This is a genomic window from Planococcus sp. SSTMD024, from assembly GCF_041320495.1.
GTDB lineage: Bacteria > Bacillota > Bacilli > Bacillales_A > Planococcaceae > Planococcus.
On record NZ_JBGGNS010000022.1, the window covers coordinates 544,211 to 561,171 of the forward strand.

Genomic DNA, 16,961 nt, shown 5'->3' on the forward strand with positions numbered 1-16,961 from the left:
CCTTAATTTCCGAATAGGCCAAACCAGTCAAAACCGATGGCGAATCCGACAATCACCAAAACGGCGATAGCAAAAATGATCAATCCAAGCTGTAACGGCGGATAGCCTGTTTTCTTCGGCTCTTCAAGCCCTTCCTTTTCTGCCGGTGGCTTGCGGTCCAGTTCCTGCTCACTCGTTTTCATATATTCCTGTTCCCTGTCTTTATCATTGTGGTTATTTTTGTTATCCATTCGATCTCCTCCTTTTAATGTTTGCTTTTTTCAGGCTGGCTGCTTCGACCGATTCGTCACTCCAAATGTTTGTCGAGTTGATGCTTTTCCAGTTCGGACAGCTTCTTCGCCAGCTCACGGCCGAATGCTTGTGAGGAGCCAGGGTCACGGCCAGTCAGCAGGCGGTCACTGCCCCAAACGATGTATTCATCTTGCCCTTCGCCTTTGTCGTATTGTGCCACTTTCGCCATTTCATCTTCTAGGCTGAACGGCAATAGCCCATCGACTTCTTCCGGTTCCATATCGTTCGGATAGCCGGTCACTTTCAATCCTTGCAATAAAGGCTTGCCGTTTTTTGTTTTCGTAAAGACAAGCGGGGCGGGGCCGTGGCAGACAGCAGAAACGATACCGCCCGTTTCGTGGACGATATTGATGATGGCATGAAGATTTTCGTCATGTGCCAAGTCAAACATCGCCCCGTGGCCGCCGACAATCATGATGGCATCGTACTCACTGGCTCGGACATCGACGACCGGTGTTGTCTTATCTGCGATTCCGGAGTCGTATAATTTCTTGTATTTGCCTTCAGGGTCATAAGCTTTATCGAGACTTAAGGGATCGACGACCGGTTTGCCGCCGTCAATGGAAGCGAGGCCTACTGAATGGCCTGCTTTCTCAAGTTCCGATAAAGGCTCGAATAATTCTTCTGCCCACCAGCCGGTGACGTAATTATGTTCTTCATTCGAATAGCCGCTTGATAATACTGCCAATACTTTCGCCATTTGGGTATCCTCTCCATTTCTTTAGAAAGCTCTTGTTTCTACATTTACCCTTTGACGGATTCCTGAAACTTCCGGAAGTTCCCGGTTTTGGCTATATGCCAAGCTGTGCTAAAATAATATGAGTAAAAATTTGAGGTGAACTAATTTATATGGAAAAAATGGAAGTGGATACACAGATTCAGCTGCTTGAAGCCATGTTAGACGGCAGCAAAGTCGGCACCATTGTCACGGATCCTGCAAAAGAAGACAATCCGATCATTTATGCTAATCGCACATTTACGGAAATGACCGGCTATGGCAAAGAAGAACTGCTGGGACGGAACTGCCGTTTCCTGCAAGGGCGGGAAACCGCTCTTGATGCAGTTGACCAAATTCGGCAAGCCATTAAGGATCAAGAAAAAACAACCGTGGTTTTGCGCAATTACCGAAAAGACGGAACACCGTTTTGGAACCGGCTGGCCGTCGCCCCGGTAACAGTCGAAGAAAAGCTCTATTTCATCGGCACCCAGACGGACATTACAGTTGAAAAAATGCAGCAGGAAGCGATTGACAAAAATGAAAGCGAAATAGAGAAATTGATGTTGCCGATTTTGTCGATCCAGCCGAATGTGGCGACAGTCGCGCTTGTGGGGACGATGAACCTGCAGCGTTTTGAAGCATTGAAAGTGAAATTATGCGAATACGTCAGCGAGCACCGGATTGAGCATGCACTTCTCGACATAACAGGATTGACATGGAACGAGGAATCTCCGCTCCATTGGTTCACACAAATTTTCGAAGCGCTCCGCATCATGGGGAGCCGCCTGTACATCACCGGTGTCACTCCCCAAGCAGCCACTGAATTGGTGCGCGACCTCGACCGGGACAATATGCTGAAAACCTATGCGAGCATCGAAAAGGCATTAGCTGATATAAACGAATAAGATCTTATTTTGGCCTCATTCTGTGGGAATGAGGTTTTTTGTTGCAAAAAATCCCCCACAAAGTTTTCATTTGATTCTTTACGCACTATAGGATGAACGATTCTGCTACTATGTGGTCAATTAATTGAAAAAACAGTCTATTTTGTTTCAATTCATTACTCCGGGGTACATAACTAGGGAATGGAGATTCCAGATTTTCCAAGGAGGCGTAACGATGGGAAAAGAACAGAACCAGCGTGAAGGACCTGAGAATCAAGTGAATTCAGACACGGACCAGAAGAGATTCAATGCAGGGGGCAATAGCTCGGATTATGACGGCGGCCAGCCCCAAGACGGCTTTCCAGGAAGCGAAGGAAGAGTGGATGAACGCCAAGGGATGGAGGATGAAAAGCGGCAAAGGAAAGAGTTCAATGCAGGAGGGAACGATTCCGACTATGACGGCGGACATCCTCAAGACACCAAGAAAGATAGCGAAGGACGGATAGATGACGATAAATGATAAAAAATTAAGAGGAGGAAATTAAATGTTTTTCAATAGAAAAGAACTGCAATTCGAAGCGAAGCCGGACAAGCCGGATCCGATATTTGCCAAGCAGCTGCAAGAAGTCATTGGCGGTCAATTTGGCGAAATGTCTGTGGCCATGCAATATTTATTCCAAGGGTGGAATACAAGAGGAAATGAAAAGTACAAAGACCTGCTGATGGATACGGGAACAGAAGAACTCGGCCATATTGAAATGCTCGCTACCATGGTCGCCCAATTGCTGGAGGGGGCACCAGTGTACGAGCAGGAAAAAGCGGCGAGCGACCCGGTAATCGGGGCGATCATGGGCGGCATGAACCCCCATCACGCGATCGTCTCAGGCCTCGGCGCAACACCAGAGAACAGCGCCGGGGTGCCGTGGAGCGCAGGGTATATCATCGCAAGCGGCAATTTGCTCGCCGACTTCCGCGCCAACGTCAATGCAGAATCGCAAGGCCGCTTGCAAGTGGCGCGTCTGTACAGCCTGACCGATGATAAAGGCGTAAAAGATTTGCTGTCCTTCCTGCTGGCGCGTGATACGATGCATCAAAACCAGTGGATAGCTGCAATACGTGATTTGGAAGAAAAAGAAGGCGGCATCATCGCTCCTTCTACCGTGCCGCCGGAATGGGAAGCGACCGAGTATTCCCATACGCTCTATAACTTCTCGGAAGGCGAAGACAGCGCATCATTGCCATGGATGAATGGCAATGCACCAGATGGCCATCCGTTCAAATACGAGCAGGCTCAAGCGTTCGGCCAAAAGCCGACCTTGAAACCGGGGCCGCTCGAGTCGCACGACACATTGCCTGAAGAAAAGTTAAAAAGATAGAAGCAGCAAACGGGACGGAGAATTTTTCTTCGTCCCGTTTCGTTACGGATATTTTTGAAGCGGGGTGTCTAGATGAAAAAGCCATGGATCATGGCGCAGACATGGCGGGATTTGGTGTTTTTGCATTGGCCGATTGCACCCGATGCATTGCGGCCATTTGTACCGGCAGAGCTGGAAATCGATTTATTCGACGGCCAGGCATGGGTCGGCGTTGTTCCGTTCGTTGCCGCTCACACGCGAATGCGCTTTTCGTTGCCATTTCCCATTGCCGGGACATATCGCGAGTTGAATGTAAGAACATATGTAAGATATAAAGGACGGTCTGGAGTTTACTTCTTCAGCCTGGACGCCGATAGCCAATTAGCTGTAAAAGCGGCGAGTGCGGGGGGCTTTCTTCCTTACCGGTATGCCCGCATGAAAATAGTGAAAAAAGGGAGGCGTTATGCATTTGCGAGCCATCTCGCTAAACCGGGAAGTGGAGAGAACTTCCGGGTGGGCTTCACGCCAGGGGATAACATATTGAAGACGTCCGAATTGGAAAAATGGCTGACGGAACGTTATTGTTTATGGACAAAGCCAAAAGCAGCCCTCTACCGCGTAGAGATTGACCATGCGCCGTGGCGCTTGCAGAAGGTCCATACAGAAATAGCCGAGAATTCGCTTGCTGGCTTTCTTCCTAGTGGGTGGAATATGGAAGAGCCGCTAGCCCATTTCTCTGCGGAGCAGAAAACGCGGTTTTATCCTCCTGTTAAAGAGCATACGTAAAAGCCGATCATTTAATGATCGGCTTTTACGTGTTGTGGTTATTTTCGGTTCGGCTCCTGTTTCAATGTATGGGAAGTTTCTTTTTGTTCCCATAGACGCTTCTTCAGATAAATATGGTAAAACCACTCACCGGCAGCAATCAAAATCGCTGTGTAAATTGATGCCGCAAGTATGGAGAAATCTGGGTTGTCGATTAAGAACTCTCCCAATAGCCAAACAACCAAGAACGCGAGCACCAAGTCTCCACCAGTGGCGACCTTATTGGATGTACGCGGGAATATCATCATATCGCCAACATATCCAATTGCAGTAATCGCTAAACTGATCACGAAAATATCAAATACAGCAACGCCATAAATTAGCCCCAAGATCAAGAAGACCACAGCAAAGCTCATTGCAAATTTCATCAAAACCGCTTCGATATGTTTCATTGTTACGCCCTCCTTAATGACTAGGTTTCAATAGGCAAGGTATTTTCAAGACATCAGTTATTTTGTTGAGGAAGTACCCGCAATCTTATGAAGTGATAAAGTCTCCACCGTTTACATGGATTGCCTGGCCGGTCACGTAGGTGGAATCGGTGGAGGCAAGGTAAACGTATGCGGGAGCAAGTTCGGCCGGTTGCCCGCGCCGTTCTAGCGGTGTGCCTTCCCCTTGCTTGCCGGATTTTTCAGCATCGAATGTGGCAGGAATCAACGGCGTCCAAATCGGGCCCGGCGCGACTGAATTGACACGGATGCCCTGCTCGCTGACATTGGCAGCCAATGAGCGAGTGAAGCTGGTGATGGCGCCTTTTGTGGATGAATAATCAATGAGTGCCGGCGATCCGCGATAGGCCGTCACGGACGATGTATTGATGATGGTATCGCCTTTAGAAAGATGCGGCAACGCGGCTTGGGACAAATAAAACATGCTGTAAATATTCGTCTCGAAAGTTTCGTGCAATTGTCCGGGGCTGATATCCAGGAAATCTTCTGTCGGGAATTGCTTGCCTGCATTATTGACGAGAATGTTCAATTGGCCGAATTCGGCGATGACATCAACAACTAATTGATGGCAGTTTTCTACTTGGCTCACGTCCGTTGTAAATTTCTGGGCTTCTGCACCATAGGCTTTCACGGCTTCGATGGTTTTATCCGCATCTCCATGTTCATCCAAGTAAGCGATGGCGATAGTTGCGCCTTCTTTCGCATAAGCAATCGCAACGGCCCGGCCGATTCCGCTGTCGCCGCCTGTAATCAAGGCGACTTTTCCTTCCAGCTTGCCCGCACCTTTATAATTCTCGTCATCATATATCGGTTCCGGGGCCATTTCGCTTTCTATTCCCGGCTGGTGGTCTTGCTCCTGCGGGTCGATTTGGTCATGGATTTTTTCGTATTTATCTTTTGACATCTAAACGTCCTCCTCGATTTGAATATATGGTAGTTATTCCCGTTCCATTTCCTGCTAAACGCAAACCGAATGTTAAGCCAAGGCTCAAAGATAAACGATGTAATAAAAAAACAGCCTGAACATATTTCCAGGCTGTTGTTAGAGAGTCTATTCAGCTGTTACAACGCCACAAGCAACACGTTCACCGGAATCGCCGGAAGGGTCGGTTTGCCCGTCATCTTCCGAAGCGTGGATCACAAGCGCTGTACCGCCTTCTTTCAATAGGGAATTATCTTCGCCAATTTTCAAAGTGACGTTTTCTGCGGTCAGTTCGTCCGTCGAAGTGCCATCATCGGCCACTTCAATATTCTGGAGGTCGCCTGCATGAGGGCCGTCCGGATTATCGTGTCCGTGGCTCGCACCGGTCGGGTTGAAATGCCCGCCTGCCGATTCGAAATCAGGTGCTTCGCACATTCCTTCTTCATGGAAATGGATTCCGTGCATTCCAGGTTCCAGCCCTTCGACATCCAATTTGACCATCACTCCGTTATCCTCTTCCGTCAATTCGGCAGTGCCGGTCGCGTCCCCGTCTGCATTCAGGAATTCAACCGTCAATAATTGGACTTCACTCTCTTCTTCTGAATCGGCTTCTGAGCCCTCCTGTGGCTCGCCTTCCTGTTCTTCCACTTCCTCTTCTTGCGGTTCGGCTCCGTCTGTTTCCGTCGGAGGTTCCGAGGTGTCGTTTCCACATGCCGCCAGCAGCAGTAAAAGGCCCAAAAGCATTGTCATCAACCAAGATTTCATCGCATTTTCTCCTTCCTCCTAAAAAATGTTATTACCTTTCCTTACACATGTAAGAGGACAGTTAAACCCATTAATTCGTCATGGTGTCTTTTGGCTCATGCCTGCGAAGGGCTTTTCCTTTGCGGCGGCGCAGCCAGAACAAGCCAAGGGCGAGCGCCGTTAAACTGATGAGCAGGGATGGCAAAAAGAAAGGCGGGCGGTAGTGCAGCTTAATCTCGTTCATGCCGTCTTCAAGCGGGACGGCCAAAAATGCGTAATTGGCTTTCAATACCTCGACTGGCTCATCGTTGATGGATGCTTGCCAGCCTCTCTCATACGGAATCGATAAATTGAGGTAAGGAGCGCCATCTTGATTATCGTAAGTCACGTCAACCTGGCTGCCGTCGATTTTCAAATTGCTCGTGCGGTCTGCCAAAGCATTTTGTTCTCTTAATAACGCATAAGGTTCTTTCACGATTTCGATATCGCTCAATTTGTAGGTGCCTTCAGGCATGCGGATTTTGATTCGATCCGCAGCCTCGATGCGGATCGTCAAGTCGTCAACGAAGGTCTTGTAGATCGACTGATTGGACTTGCGGGTCGTCCGGTATTCATTAATTTCCAGTGGGAAGCCCTGGTCTGCGGCTGTATTCTCCAAATGGAAAGAGATATACAAATCGCCTTCTTCCGGAACTTCGTCGAGCAGCAAATCGATTCCGCCGGTTTCTCCGGAAATATCGAGCACGCCCCCATCATAATTCGCAGACATTTCTTCGATTTCATAATCTGCCTCTCCCGGGAAGCGGTCGGGAAGCGGTTCGGTTTCAGCCGTTTCATCCAAGACGATGCCGCTGAGCATGGCGTGTTCGCGCAGCAAAGGCGGCTCATCCGCTAGCTGGGACTCTTGATACACCTGGAAAGCCGGCCGCGCGAAAGGCAGCGGGTAGCGGTTTTGGTAAGCGATGAAATTATCGGTAGCGGCAAATTTGCGGAAGCCATAAGGCACATTCGGATCGTCCTGTTCACGTATCGCGTAATTTCCTTGCAAAAGACTGTGTAGATTGCTGCGGTTGCCGAGTGTTGCGTAGCGGCTGACGCTTTCCCGCCCCATATCGATCTCTAAATCGTATAAATAGAAGTACAACAAGTTTTTGTTCAAGATGCTGGAATAAGCGCTGAGCCCCTGGAAGTCCTGGACGATCGGCGTATTGTTGCGGACGCCTTCCATCCAGTCAATGCGGTAGATCTCGCTGGTTTCGCGTTCTTGGATTTGGTCGATCAAAGTGCGTACTTCCGCGTTATCGTAATCTTCGCCGGTAATCAAAGCTTCATCGACGTCCGCAATATTCGCATCGTCCAGTAATTTTTCGCTTTGGTAGACATTGGCAGTTGCCAATACCAAAGCGAGCAGCACAGCAGCCAACAGCGGTTTTTGCAATCGCTGCCGAATGGCCGGAGCTGCCAACGCGGCTGCCAAGGTCAAAACGAGGCCTGTGAGTGCGAGGCGGGGATAAAGCGTAGTGAATTCGAGCGCTTCATCTCGCCAAGCGAACCATCCATAAAGGAGGGCGGTCAAAATCGCCGCTGGAACAACTTCCTTCAAGCGCAATTTATGGAAATGATCCAAGCCACTGGCAATGGCGCCTGCAGCCACAAACGAGATGAAATATTCCCAGCGGTGCTGGGGTGCTGAAAAGCCGTTGAAAATACTGCCCACCATCGGGCTATGATACAGAACGATCGTCAGCATGCCGATCAATGCAAAAAGACGGAAACGGGAAAGCTTGTACAGCGATGGGATGAATAAAAACAGTATAAACATCGCCGGCAACAGGATATAGCGGCTCATGAAAAGGAGGTTCTCCGTCTCTTCGAACCAGAGAATATCCTGCTGGAACGCAGGGCGGTGGTTATTCAAGAAGGCATACACAGAAGGAATAAACGACACCATGGAGATGCCGGCGCCGATCAATCCGGCCATCAAGAACAATACAATGGACTGCTTCCAGTTTGTTTCCTTTTTTTCAAGCGGAATGAACAAGCGGAACAAAATATAAATGCCCGCCAGCAGAAAGTTGATATAGGCGAAATAGAAATTGTCGATCATCGAAATTGCGATAGCGAACATAAACCAGCCGGGTTTTTGTTCGCGGAAGATCTTTTCGGCACCAAAAATCAGCAGGGGCAGCCAGATGAATGCATCCGCAAAAAATTCCCAAAAAGCCGCATGCCGGAAGTACATCCCTGAAATTCCGTAGATGCTTGCCCCGACAACTGCCGATAAGCGCGAGATGCGCATATAGCGGAACAAGGTGTAGGTGACGATGAGTACAATCGTCAACCTGGCGACGCTGATGAACACGGACGCATTGGCCCAAAACAGGACATCCGGATCACCGATCAATTGAAGGGAATCGAGCAAATAGACGATCACGAGTGTCGAGATATAAACGAAAGACGTAGAAAAATAATACGACAGTTCGCTGAATATGCCAGCACCAAGCCCGAAATCGAAAGAATAGAAGAACTCGCCCCGCGTGTAGTGATCATAAAGCAATTGCTTGAACGGCATCATTTGGGCGAGGCCGTCGTTAGGCCCGGCCATGAATTGGTTTTGAGTCCATTGAAACAGAAAGACGCCATGGCCGATAATGGCCATGGCTAGAAATGCAACTGTCAGTAGAAGATAGGGACGAAAAGAGCGCATAATGCCACCGTCTTTATGATTATTTGGATTGCGCCGGCGCTTTGAGGATTTTTCCGGAAACGATAAAGGTCACGGGAATGGTGAAAATCACTGCGGCAAACGGCGCGATATTGCTGTTGATGTGGAGAAATTCGACGAAGACGAAAATCAGGAATGTGGAAACCGACATATTGACGACTTGCGTCAACGGAAAATACAAATATTTCTTCAAGGTCGGTTTTACACGATACGTTACGTAAGTGTTCAAGAAAAACGAGATATTCAAGCTGATCAAGAAGCCGATGATATGGGACAGCATATAGGCCCAGTCAAGCACATTATGCAAAAACAGGTAAATGGAGTAATAGCTGAGCGTGTTGACGACCCCAACAAAAACAAAGCGGGTGAACTCCGTATTCAAGCGCTTAAGGCTCATCGTATTCATCCACATTGCTCATCTCAACCAGGAAATGCGGCCGCTGTTTCGTCTCGTTATAGATACGCCCGACATATTCGCCGATGACGCCAAGGCTGATCAATTGGATGCCGCCGAGCAGCAAGATCGCGGTGATGGTCGTGAAATAGCCCGGCGCGATGACGCCCCGCACCATGATTTGATAAAACGTAAAAGCGATATAAAGCAAGGACAGGAACAACACAAGGAATCCCGTATAAAAACAGATGCGCAGCGGTTTCATATTGAATGAAATGATCCCGTCGATGCCGTAATTGACGAGACTGCCGAAAGACCATTTCGAATCGCCTTCTGCGCGCACGACGTTTTCGTAGCTGATGGTTTTTTTGCTGAGCCCGATCCACGAGTAAATGCCTTTGGAAAAGCGGTTGCTTTCACTCAGCGACAGGATGGAATTGATCGCTTTGCGGCTCAGGAGGCGGAAATCGCCTTCGCCGTCTTCGAAGCTGACATCGGTCACGGAATTGACCACTTTATAGTACAGGGAAGACAAGGCGCTGCGCAATTTCGAATCTCCCTTGCGAGAACGTTTGGCGACGACTTGGTGAAAACCGTCTTCATAGCCTTGGACCATTTCGCAGATGAGTGTGGGAGGGTGCTGCATATCGCTGTCCATCAGGATGGCGGCGTCTCCTTTGATGCGTTTCATCCCTGCGAACATGGCGGATTCCTTCCCGAAATTGCGGGTCAGGGAAATGTATTTTACGGTTTCGTGTTCGTTGGCGAGTTTGAGTATTTCATCTAAAGTTCCGTCACTGCTGCCGTCATTGATAAACATGATTTCATACAGATAAGGAAGCGGCTCAAGTTCTTGCACCAAAGTCTTGTACATCGAAGCAATGTTCGCTTCTTCGTTGAAAGCCGGCACAATAATAGAGATCAGCTTCATGATTGTGTTCTCCTTTCAATGGGCATTCAAAATCTTCCCCAAAAATCCATTTACCCATTTTTCAGGACATTATTCCTGGAAAATGCAATAAGTGAAAAGGGAAGCTCTATTCATTATACGCAAAATAGAGCTTACTGGCATGTGCGGGCCATCACAGCTGAATTATCTCAGAATGCGGAATTCTCTGAAAGGACAAGCGTAGAGAAAAAATATTTTTTTGCTGCAATGCCTATAGTGGCAGCAGCGTTGGAAACGCTTGCAAAGAAATCTTAATATTTTTTATATATTGACAATGGTTTTTTTCGTATATATGATGGACTCAATTCACTTATATCGATTAACTATTGCGACGGAGATAGGCCGTGTGCAGAGGAATCCAAAGAGAGCTGATGGGTGGTGCGAATCAGCGGTTCCTGCATCCGGCAGCACTCCCGAATAGATGTGCTGAAACTGCAGTAGGCCCATCCGCTTCATGCCCGTTACGCATGATATTAATGAGGCTGCCTGCAAATGGGGCAGTGAATTAGGGTGGTACCGCGACGGAAGACTCTTCGCCCCTTGCATCTTGGATGCGGGGCGTGGAGTCTTTTTTTGTATACAAATTTCCAGATTGAATTTTTTCAAATCGAAAGGGGACATTATCATGCTGACAGACCAACAAATTTTGCGAATTCCAGGACCGACACCGATTCCGCCGAGCGTAGGGCGTGCCATGGCACAACCGATGATTGGGCACCGAGGGGAAAGCACGTATTCATTGATCAGAGATATCCGCCCGAAATTGAAAAAAGTATTTGGCACAAAAGAAGAAGTGATGATTTTGACAGGCAGCGGAACTTCCGCGCTGGAAAGCGCAGTGGTCAATACGGTGGCGCCAGGAGACGAAGTGCTGGTGCTGGTCACCGGTGCCTTCGGCGAACGTTTCGCTAAAATCTGCCAAGCCTATGGAATCACGACACATGTCTTCAATGTCGAATGGGGGCAGGCAGTGGATCCGGAAGCCGTGAAAAATTTCCTCGGCGAGCATCCGGATATCCGCGTCATTTTCTCCACGTTCTGTGAAACTTCGACCGGCGTCTTGAACCCGGTCAAAGAACTTGCCGAAACGGTCAAACAAGTATCGGATGCGCTAATCGTCGTTGACGGGGTATCGTGTGTAGCGGGAACGGAGACGGAAATGGACAAATGGGGCGTCGATGTGGTCGTGACCGGTTCCCAAAAAGCATTTATGCTGCCGGCGGGTCTCGCATTCATCGCTGCGAGCAAGCGGGCCTGGAAGAAAATCGAAGCGAATCCGCAGCCGCGTTTCTATTTGGACTTAGTGAAGCACCGTGACAATATCGAAAAAGACACGACGCCGTTCACGCCAGCCATCTCCATTCTGTACGGCTTGCAGCAAGTGCTGAATTTATTGGAAGAGGAAGGGCTGGAGAACGTTTACCGCCGCCACCGCTTGATGCGCGACATGACACGCGCTGCATTCAAAGCGCTGAACGTCCGGTTGCTGACAAGCGACGAGGATGCGTCCCCGACCGTTACCGCTGTGTATCCGGAAGATTTTGACGCAGAACAATTCCGCAAAGTGCTGAAAGAGGAATTTGCCATTGAGTTCGCCGGCGGTCAGCAGCACCTGGCGAAGACCATCTTCCGCATCGGGCATATGGGCTACTGCTCACCGGCGGAAGTGTTGCAGGCGCTCGCTGCATCGGAGGTCGTCTTGAAAAAGCTTGGGCAGGACATCACGCTCGGCGCAGGCATCGCAGCCGCCCAGCAAGTCTTTTTGGAAGGGAAGGATAACTAATGACATTTCATGTGTTGATCAGCGACCCGCTATCAGAAGAAGGCGTATATCCATTGCGCCACACCGACGGCATCAACATCGTCATGGAGACGAATTTATCTGAAGCTGAACTTGCCGAACGCATCGACGGATTCGATGCGCTGCTTGTCCGGAGCCAGACACAGGTGACGCGTGAACTCATCGAAAAAGCTTCCAACTTGAAAATCATCGGGCGTGCAGGCGTCGGGGTCGATAACATCGACTTGGAAGCAGCAACCGAACACGGCATTATCGTCGTCAATGCACCGGACGGCAATACCAACTCAGCAGCAGAACATACGATGGCGATGCTCATGGGCATGGCGCGCAAAATCCCTCAAGCCTATAATTCCCTGAAACAAGGCAAATGGGACCGCAAATCCTATGTCGGCGTCGAACTGAAAAACAAAACGCTCGGCGTCGTCGGATTCGGCCGCATCGGACAGGAAGTGGCGGCGCGCGCCAAGGGCCAGCGCATGAACATCATTGCCTACGACCCATTTTTGACCGCTGAAAAAGCGGAAAAACTCGGCGTCGATTTCGGAACGGTGGAAGATGTCTTGAAAGCGGCTGACTTTGTTACCGTCCACACGCCGCTACTCAAGGAAACCAAGCATTTGATCAATGCGGAAGCTTTTAAAGTGATGAAGGACGGCGTGCAGATCATTAATTGCGCACGCGGCGGCATCATCGACGAAAGCGCCTTGTACGACGCGGTGAAGTCCGGCAAAGTGGCCGGTGCTGCACTTGATGTCTTCGAACAAGAGCCGATGGTCGATTTCCGTTTGCTTGAATTGCCGGAAATCATCGCCACGCCTCACCTCGGGGCGAGCACGTTCGAAGCGCAGGAAAGCGTCGCAGTCGATGTCAGCCAAGATGTTGTCAGCTTCGTCAAATATGGCACGGTCCGCAATTCGGTGAACTTGCCGTCTGTGCCGAAAGAAATCATGAAACGCATCGAGCCGTATTTCGATTTGGCAGAACGCATCGGTACGTTCCTCACTGATTTGACAGGTGAAACGGCTGATGAAGTGAATGTCTATTATTCAGGCGAACTCGCTAACCTGGAAGTTGGCCCCTTGACGCGCAATATGCTCAAAGGGATGCTCAAACGCCATCTCGGCAAGCACGTCAATGACGTCAACGCGATGTATATCGCCAACCAAAAAGGCATTCATGTCAACGAACACAAATCGACCGAATCCCGCGGCTTTACCAACCTCATCACCGTTGAAGTGAAAACACAGAGCGGCACGCGGAAAGCATCCGGCACGCTATTGAACGGCCAGGGCGCGCGCATCGTTAAAGTGGATGATTACATCGTCGACTTCCTGCCGAACGGCCACCTGTTGTTCATCCGCCATAATGACCGTCCGGGAGTCATCGGCCGCGTCGGCACATTGCTCGGCGCAGAAGATATCAATATTGCAACGATGCAAGTGGGACGTTCGAATATTGGCGGCGATGCGATCATGATGCTCTCGATCGATAAGCACGCCGATCCGGAAGACTTGGAAGAATTGAAGAAACTCGAAGAAATCGAAAGTGTCACGGCAATCGATCTATAGAAATAAAACGCCCGCCCCGAATGTCTTTAGAGACATTCGGGGCGGGCGCTTTTCTTATGCAGATGTAGTTGACAACTGCTCGAGCAAGGGCAATAGCTCTCGCAGATCCTTAATTTCGTGAGTGGCAACTACCGTTTCATGAGGCGTCTTGTTTTCGCGATTCAACCAGACGGACGCGATGCCGGCACGCTCAGCGCCGAGAATATCGGTCAACGGATTGTCGCCGACCATCAATACCTCTTCCGGGCGATAGCCGAACTTCGACAAGGCGTGTTTAAAGATTGAGGCGTCTGGCTTGCCGCGCCCGAATGCGCCGGAGATGACGATGTGGTCGAAATACGGCGCAATTTCGGGTGTGATATCGAGCTTGATCTGCTGCAGGCTTGGCGAACCATTGGTCAACAGCAATAAATCGAAACGGCCTTTCAATTGATCGAGCACTTCCAAGCTGTCTTCGTAAAGAATGGGGTTGCGCTTTCGTGCTTCCGGGAAATACTCGGCGAGTTGTTTCCCTAAGGCAGGATCGTCGATGCCGAGGCGTTTCAGCCCGAGCGTCCAAGCCTCTTGCTGATAGCCTGGGGCGATTTCTTTCAGTTGTTGGAAATCATCAGACGGATCATCGAAACGCCCCCACAGTCCTTCGAACGGGTTGATGCCGATCATTTGCGTAAAAGGATGTGTCGAATAGCCTGCATACAGCTTGCGGGCTTCTTCCCGCACCGCCTGTTCCAAACCGCCGCAATCAGCGCCTGCCTGTTTCGCTGCCCATTCGCATGTTTCGCGGAAAGCTTCTTTCACGCTTTGCTGATCCCATAATAAAGTATCGTCCAAATCAAAGAAAATCGCTTTCACCATATCGCACCGCTCCCTTGCTATTTTATTATGTCTCAATTAGATGGATCTTATAAAAGAGTGGAAGGCGGTGGAGTCTATGCCCTGGCAGCTGGCAGCGCGACGTCCTGTCGCGCCAGCTGCATGACCCACATCCTGTGGGCCCGAAAGCGTCCGCCTGAAGCGACTGCATCGCTCTCTTTTAATTTTCAAAATACTTAATTCGCTTTTTATAGTGTACTAAAGCACGGCTGAAAATCAAAGAGTTGTCACAAATCTGGCGACCGCCGGCCAGTTCGGGTGGTACGATGTACGGAAAGGAGTGAAACTATGGAAAAGCTTGCACAACGCCCTCTGTTATTGGAAGAGGCAGCTCATTTCATTGAAACTTGCTATTTAGAACTGGGAAAAGGCGAACAGGAAATCCTTAGCCGTGTAGCGGAGATTGAACAGGAAATCGAGTCTACGGGAAGCTATATGCATACAATAGAAGAATTACAGCATGGGGCGCGCATGGCTTGGCGCAATAACAACCGCTGTATCGGCCGTTTATTTTGGCAGACCTTGGAAATTTTTGATGAACGTGAAGCGGAAACGGAAGAACAAGTATTTTCGGCCATCGTCCGCCATTTGCGCTTTGCATTCAACGGAGGGCAAATCCGCCCGTCCATTACGATTTTCAAACAGTCGGATCAAAGCCGGATGCGCATCTGGAACCATCAATTATTGCGCTATGCAGGATACGAGCGGGACGGCCGGATCGCCGGCGACTCCTCGTCTCTTGCATTTACCAAACAATGCGAGGCGCTGGGATGGAGAGGTGAGGGCAGCGATTTCGACTTGTTGCCGGTGGTCATCGGCGAAGCCGGCAAGCAGCCGAAATGGTTCGAGCTGCCAGCCGACGCCAAGCCTGAAGTGGCGATCGGGCATCCTGATTGGCCAGCAATGGCTGAGCTCGGGGTGAAATGGTATGCCGTGCCGCTCATATCCGATATGAAACTTGAAATCGGGGGCATTGAATACGGCATGGCGCCTTTTAACGGCTGGTATATGGGAACGGAAATCGGCGCCCGCAATTTGGCGGACGAAGAACGCTATGACCTGTTGCCGGCAATGGCGGAAATGATGGGGATTGACACGAGTTCGCAGCGGACGCTATGGAAAGATAAAGCGCTCGTCGAATTGAATGTGGCGGTGCTTGAGTCATTTGCAGCGGCGGGCGTGACCATCGTCGACCACCATACGGCCGCCAAGCAGTTCAAGAATTTCGAGAAAATCGAAGAACGGGAAGGGCGCAAAGTCACCGGGAATTGGGCATGGCTCATCCCGCCGATGTCGCCTGCAACAACGCATATTTTCCACAAACCGTACAAAAACGATATTGTCAAACCGAATTATTTTTACCAGCAAGCCCCTTATGGAAAATGAAAACCCGATCGCCTTGACCGTCCCGCTGGAGCTATCCACAGCCGGGAGAGTCCAGGCGATTTTTAGTTTGGGGAAGGAAAATAAGCGTGTAGAAGAAGCTTTTTTAAGGCTGAAGGTCGATAGAGCGGAAGGTATTGTATTATAATAGAATGAAATGATGTTCTTCATCGAAAGAAATTTGAGAAAGAAGGAATAACAATGGGACGCAAATGGAATAATATTAAAGAGAAAAAAGCTTCCAAAGATGCCAACACAAGCCGGATCTATGCGAAATTCGGCCGTGAAATATATGTAGCCGCCAAGCAAGGCGAACCGGACCCGGAATCGAACCAGGCATTGAAAGTCGTGTTGGAGCGCGCGAAGACTTATAACGTGCCGAGAGCCATCATCGACCGCGCCGTCGAAAAAGCAAAAGGCGGATCGGAAGAGAACTACGACGAGCTGCGCTACGAAGGCTTCGGCCCGAACGGCTCGATGGTCATTGTCGACACGCTGACCAACAACGTCAACCGCACCGCTTCCGACGTGCGCGCAGCGTTCGGCAAAAACGGCGGCAATATGGGCGTCAGCGGATCGGTAGCGTATATGTTCGACCATACGGCGGTCATCGGTGTAGAAGGCAAGACGGCCGACGAAGCGCTGGAACTATTGATGGAAGCGGATATTGACGTGCGCGACATTCTCGAAGAAGAAGGCACCGTTATCGTCTATGCAGAACCGGATCAATTTCACCTCGTGCAGGAAGCGTTCAAAGCAGACGGTGTAACGGACTTCACGGTCGCTGAATTGACGATGCTTCCACAGAACGAACTGCCGCTGTCAGAAGAAGACCAGGCGCAATTCGAAAAGATGGTCGATGCCATCGAAGACCTCGAAGACGTCCAGCAGGTCTACCACAACGTCGACTTGGCATAGAAAATTGTATAAACTATTCAACTTCTGTCCAACAAGGGGCAGAAGTTTTTTTACGATAATTAATAAAAAGAATATTTAAAATAATTTAAAAATTAACTTGTAATTCAAAATGTTAAAACGTATACTTTTTTTGAATCAACGTTTAATAAATGACCGGAAAGT

Annotated in this window: 18 protein-coding genes; 9 read left to right on the forward strand and 9 right to left on the reverse strand. The window is 49.6% G+C overall.

What is annotated here, in order from left to right; all coding sequences use genetic code 11:
• Positions 1–2: 2 nt before the first annotated feature.
• Complete coding sequence (locus AB9R92_RS11525) at positions 3–230, reverse strand: hypothetical protein (protein WP_370669585.1); 228 nt, start codon at positions 228–230, stop codon at positions 3–5.
• A gap of 56 nt (positions 231–286) precedes the next feature.
• The gene (locus AB9R92_RS11530) at positions 287–991 is read right to left on the reverse strand and encodes a type 1 glutamine amidotransferase domain-containing protein (RefSeq protein WP_370669586.1); all 705 of its coding nucleotides are present in this window, start codon (positions 989–991) and stop codon (positions 287–289) included.
• A 149-nt stretch (positions 992–1,140) separates the two neighbouring features.
• Between AB9R92_RS11530 and ytvA the strand changes: the two genes are divergently transcribed.
• From ytvA to AB9R92_RS11550, 4 genes are all read left to right on the forward strand, one after another.
• Positions 1,141–1,914 (forward strand): YtvA family blue-light photoreceptor, encoded by a 774-nt coding sequence (ytvA, locus tag AB9R92_RS11535; protein WP_370669587.1) that lies wholly within the window; start codon positions 1,141–1,143, stop codon positions 1,912–1,914.
• A gap of 214 nt (positions 1,915–2,128) precedes the next feature.
• The gene (locus tag AB9R92_RS11540; RefSeq protein WP_370669588.1) at positions 2,129–2,413 is read left to right on the forward strand and encodes a hypothetical protein; all 285 of its coding nucleotides are present in this window, start codon (positions 2,129–2,131) and stop codon (positions 2,411–2,413) included.
• A gap of 25 nt (positions 2,414–2,438) precedes the next feature.
• A complete protein-coding gene (locus AB9R92_RS11545; RefSeq protein WP_370669589.1) occupies positions 2,439–3,269 on the forward strand; it encodes a manganese catalase in 831 nt (276 codons plus the stop codon).
• Between the two features lie 72 nt (positions 3,270–3,341).
• On the forward strand, positions 3,342–4,034 hold the full coding sequence (locus AB9R92_RS11550) for a YqjF family protein (RefSeq protein WP_370669590.1): 693 nt from the start codon (positions 3,342–3,344) through the stop codon (positions 4,032–4,034).
• A 38-nt stretch (positions 4,035–4,072) separates the two neighbouring features.
• Here AB9R92_RS11550 and AB9R92_RS11555 read toward each other — a convergent pair whose 3' ends face one another.
• The 6 genes from AB9R92_RS11555 to AB9R92_RS11580 form a co-directional block, all read right to left on the reverse strand.
• Positions 4,073–4,465, reverse strand: a complete 393-nt coding sequence (locus AB9R92_RS11555; RefSeq protein WP_370669591.1) for a YndM family protein — start codon at positions 4,463–4,465, stop codon at positions 4,073–4,075.
• Between the two features lie 85 nt (positions 4,466–4,550).
• Positions 4,551–5,426: an SDR family oxidoreductase gene (locus AB9R92_RS11560; RefSeq protein ID WP_370669592.1), complete on the reverse strand. Its 876-nt coding sequence runs from the start codon at positions 5,424–5,426 to the stop codon at positions 4,551–4,553.
• Positions 5,427–5,573: 147 nt separating this feature from the next.
• Complete coding sequence (locus tag AB9R92_RS11565) at positions 5,574–6,209, reverse strand: superoxide dismutase family protein (RefSeq protein ID WP_370669593.1); 636 nt, start codon at positions 6,207–6,209, stop codon at positions 5,574–5,576.
• 70 nt (positions 6,210–6,279) lie between these two features.
• Entirely contained in the window at positions 6,280–8,895 is a 2,616-nt protein-coding gene (locus AB9R92_RS11570) for a YfhO family protein (protein WP_370669594.1), read from the reverse strand.
• Positions 8,896–8,914: 19 nt separating this feature from the next.
• Positions 8,915–9,310, reverse strand: coding sequence for a GtrA family protein (locus AB9R92_RS11575; protein WP_370670103.1), 396 nt, complete (start codon positions 9,308–9,310; stop codon positions 8,915–8,917).
• On the reverse strand, positions 9,300–10,238 hold the full coding sequence (locus AB9R92_RS11580) for a glycosyltransferase family 2 protein (RefSeq protein ID WP_370669595.1): 939 nt from the start codon (positions 10,236–10,238) through the stop codon (positions 9,300–9,302). The genes AB9R92_RS11575 and AB9R92_RS11580 overlap by 11 nt, the downstream gene beginning before the upstream one ends.
• Before the next feature lie 18 nt (positions 10,239–10,256).
• Here AB9R92_RS11580 and AB9R92_RS11585 point away from each other — a divergent pair, with 18 nt between their 5' ends.
• The 3 genes from AB9R92_RS11585 (at position 10,257) to serA (ending at position 13,625) form a co-directional block, all read left to right on the forward strand.
• Positions 10,257–10,511, forward strand: a complete 255-nt coding sequence (locus AB9R92_RS11585; RefSeq protein WP_370669596.1) for a hypothetical protein — start codon at positions 10,257–10,259, stop codon at positions 10,509–10,511.
• A 370-nt stretch (positions 10,512–10,881) separates the two neighbouring features.
• On the forward strand, positions 10,882–12,039 hold the full coding sequence (locus AB9R92_RS11590) for a pyridoxal-phosphate-dependent aminotransferase family protein (RefSeq protein ID WP_370669597.1): 1,158 nt from the start codon (positions 10,882–10,884) through the stop codon (positions 12,037–12,039).
• A complete protein-coding gene (serA, locus tag AB9R92_RS11595) occupies positions 12,039–13,625 on the forward strand; it encodes a phosphoglycerate dehydrogenase (protein WP_370669598.1) in 1,587 nt (528 codons plus the stop codon). The genes AB9R92_RS11590 and serA overlap by 1 nt, the downstream gene beginning before the upstream one ends.
• Positions 13,626–13,679: 54 nt before the next feature.
• Here the strand turns inward: serA and AB9R92_RS11600 are convergent, their stop codons facing one another.
• Positions 13,680–14,480: an HAD family hydrolase gene (locus tag AB9R92_RS11600; protein WP_370669599.1), complete on the reverse strand. Its 801-nt coding sequence runs from the start codon at positions 14,478–14,480 to the stop codon at positions 13,680–13,682.
• Positions 14,481–14,786: 306 nt separating this feature from the next.
• On the opposite strand from AB9R92_RS11600, the gene AB9R92_RS11605 reads away from it, so the two are divergent.
• Together AB9R92_RS11605 and AB9R92_RS11610 are read left to right on the forward strand one after the other, a co-directional pair.
• A complete protein-coding gene (locus tag AB9R92_RS11605) occupies positions 14,787–15,884 on the forward strand; it encodes a nitric oxide synthase oxygenase (RefSeq protein ID WP_370669600.1) in 1,098 nt (365 codons plus the stop codon).
• Between the two features lie 198 nt (positions 15,885–16,082).
• Positions 16,083–16,799, forward strand: a complete 717-nt coding sequence (locus tag AB9R92_RS11610) for a YebC/PmpR family DNA-binding transcriptional regulator (RefSeq protein ID WP_370669601.1) — start codon at positions 16,083–16,085, stop codon at positions 16,797–16,799.
• Positions 16,800–16,961 lie beyond the last annotated feature (162 nt).

Bases quoted from the DNA above. Each gene is read 5' to 3' on its own strand.
- AB9R92_RS11575 (WP_370670103.1), bottom strand. From the start codon at position 9,310: ATGAGCCTTAAGCGCTTGAATACGGAGTTCACCCGCTTTGTTTTTGTT.
- AB9R92_RS11585 (WP_370669596.1), top strand. From the start codon at position 10,257: ATGGGCATTCAAAATCTTCCCCAAAAATCCATTTACCCATTTTTCAGG.
- AB9R92_RS11570 (WP_370669594.1), bottom strand. From the start codon at position 8,895: ATGCGCTCTTTTCGTCCCTATCTTCTACTGACAGTTGCATTTCTAGCC.
- AB9R92_RS11555 (WP_370669591.1), bottom strand. From the start codon at position 4,465: ATGAAACATATCGAAGCGGTTTTGATGAAATTTGCAATGAGCTTTGCT.
- AB9R92_RS11550 (WP_370669590.1), top strand. From the start codon at position 3,342: ATGAAAAAGCCATGGATCATGGCGCAGACATGGCGGGATTTGGTGTTT.
- AB9R92_RS11530 (WP_370669586.1), bottom strand. From the start codon at position 991: ATGGCGAAAGTATTGGCAGTATTATCAAGCGGCTATTCGAATGAAGAA.
- AB9R92_RS11540 (WP_370669588.1), top strand. From the start codon at position 2,129: ATGGGAAAAGAACAGAACCAGCGTGAAGGACCTGAGAATCAAGTGAAT.
- AB9R92_RS11525 (WP_370669585.1), bottom strand. From the start codon at position 230: ATGGATAACAAAAATAACCACAATGATAAAGACAGGGAACAGGAATAT.
- serA (WP_370669598.1), top strand. From the start codon at position 12,039: ATGACATTTCATGTGTTGATCAGCGACCCGCTATCAGAAGAAGGCGTA.
- AB9R92_RS11580 (WP_370669595.1), bottom strand. From the start codon at position 10,238: ATGAAGCTGATCTCTATTATTGTGCCGGCTTTCAACGAAGAAGCGAAC.
- AB9R92_RS11545 (WP_370669589.1), top strand. From the start codon at position 2,439: ATGTTTTTCAATAGAAAAGAACTGCAATTCGAAGCGAAGCCGGACAAG.
- AB9R92_RS11605 (WP_370669600.1), top strand. From the start codon at position 14,787: ATGGAAAAGCTTGCACAACGCCCTCTGTTATTGGAAGAGGCAGCTCAT.
- AB9R92_RS11600 (WP_370669599.1), bottom strand. From the start codon at position 14,480: ATGGTGAAAGCGATTTTCTTTGATTTGGACGATACTTTATTATGGGAT.
- AB9R92_RS11565 (WP_370669593.1), bottom strand. From the start codon at position 6,209: ATGAAATCTTGGTTGATGACAATGCTTTTGGGCCTTTTACTGCTGCTG.
- AB9R92_RS11610 (WP_370669601.1), top strand. From the start codon at position 16,083: ATGGGACGCAAATGGAATAATATTAAAGAGAAAAAAGCTTCCAAAGAT.
- AB9R92_RS11590 (WP_370669597.1), top strand. From the start codon at position 10,882: ATGCTGACAGACCAACAAATTTTGCGAATTCCAGGACCGACACCGATT.
- ytvA (WP_370669587.1), top strand. From the start codon at position 1,141: ATGGAAAAAATGGAAGTGGATACACAGATTCAGCTGCTTGAAGCCATG.
- AB9R92_RS11560 (WP_370669592.1), bottom strand. From the start codon at position 5,426: ATGTCAAAAGATAAATACGAAAAAATCCATGACCAAATCGACCCGCAG.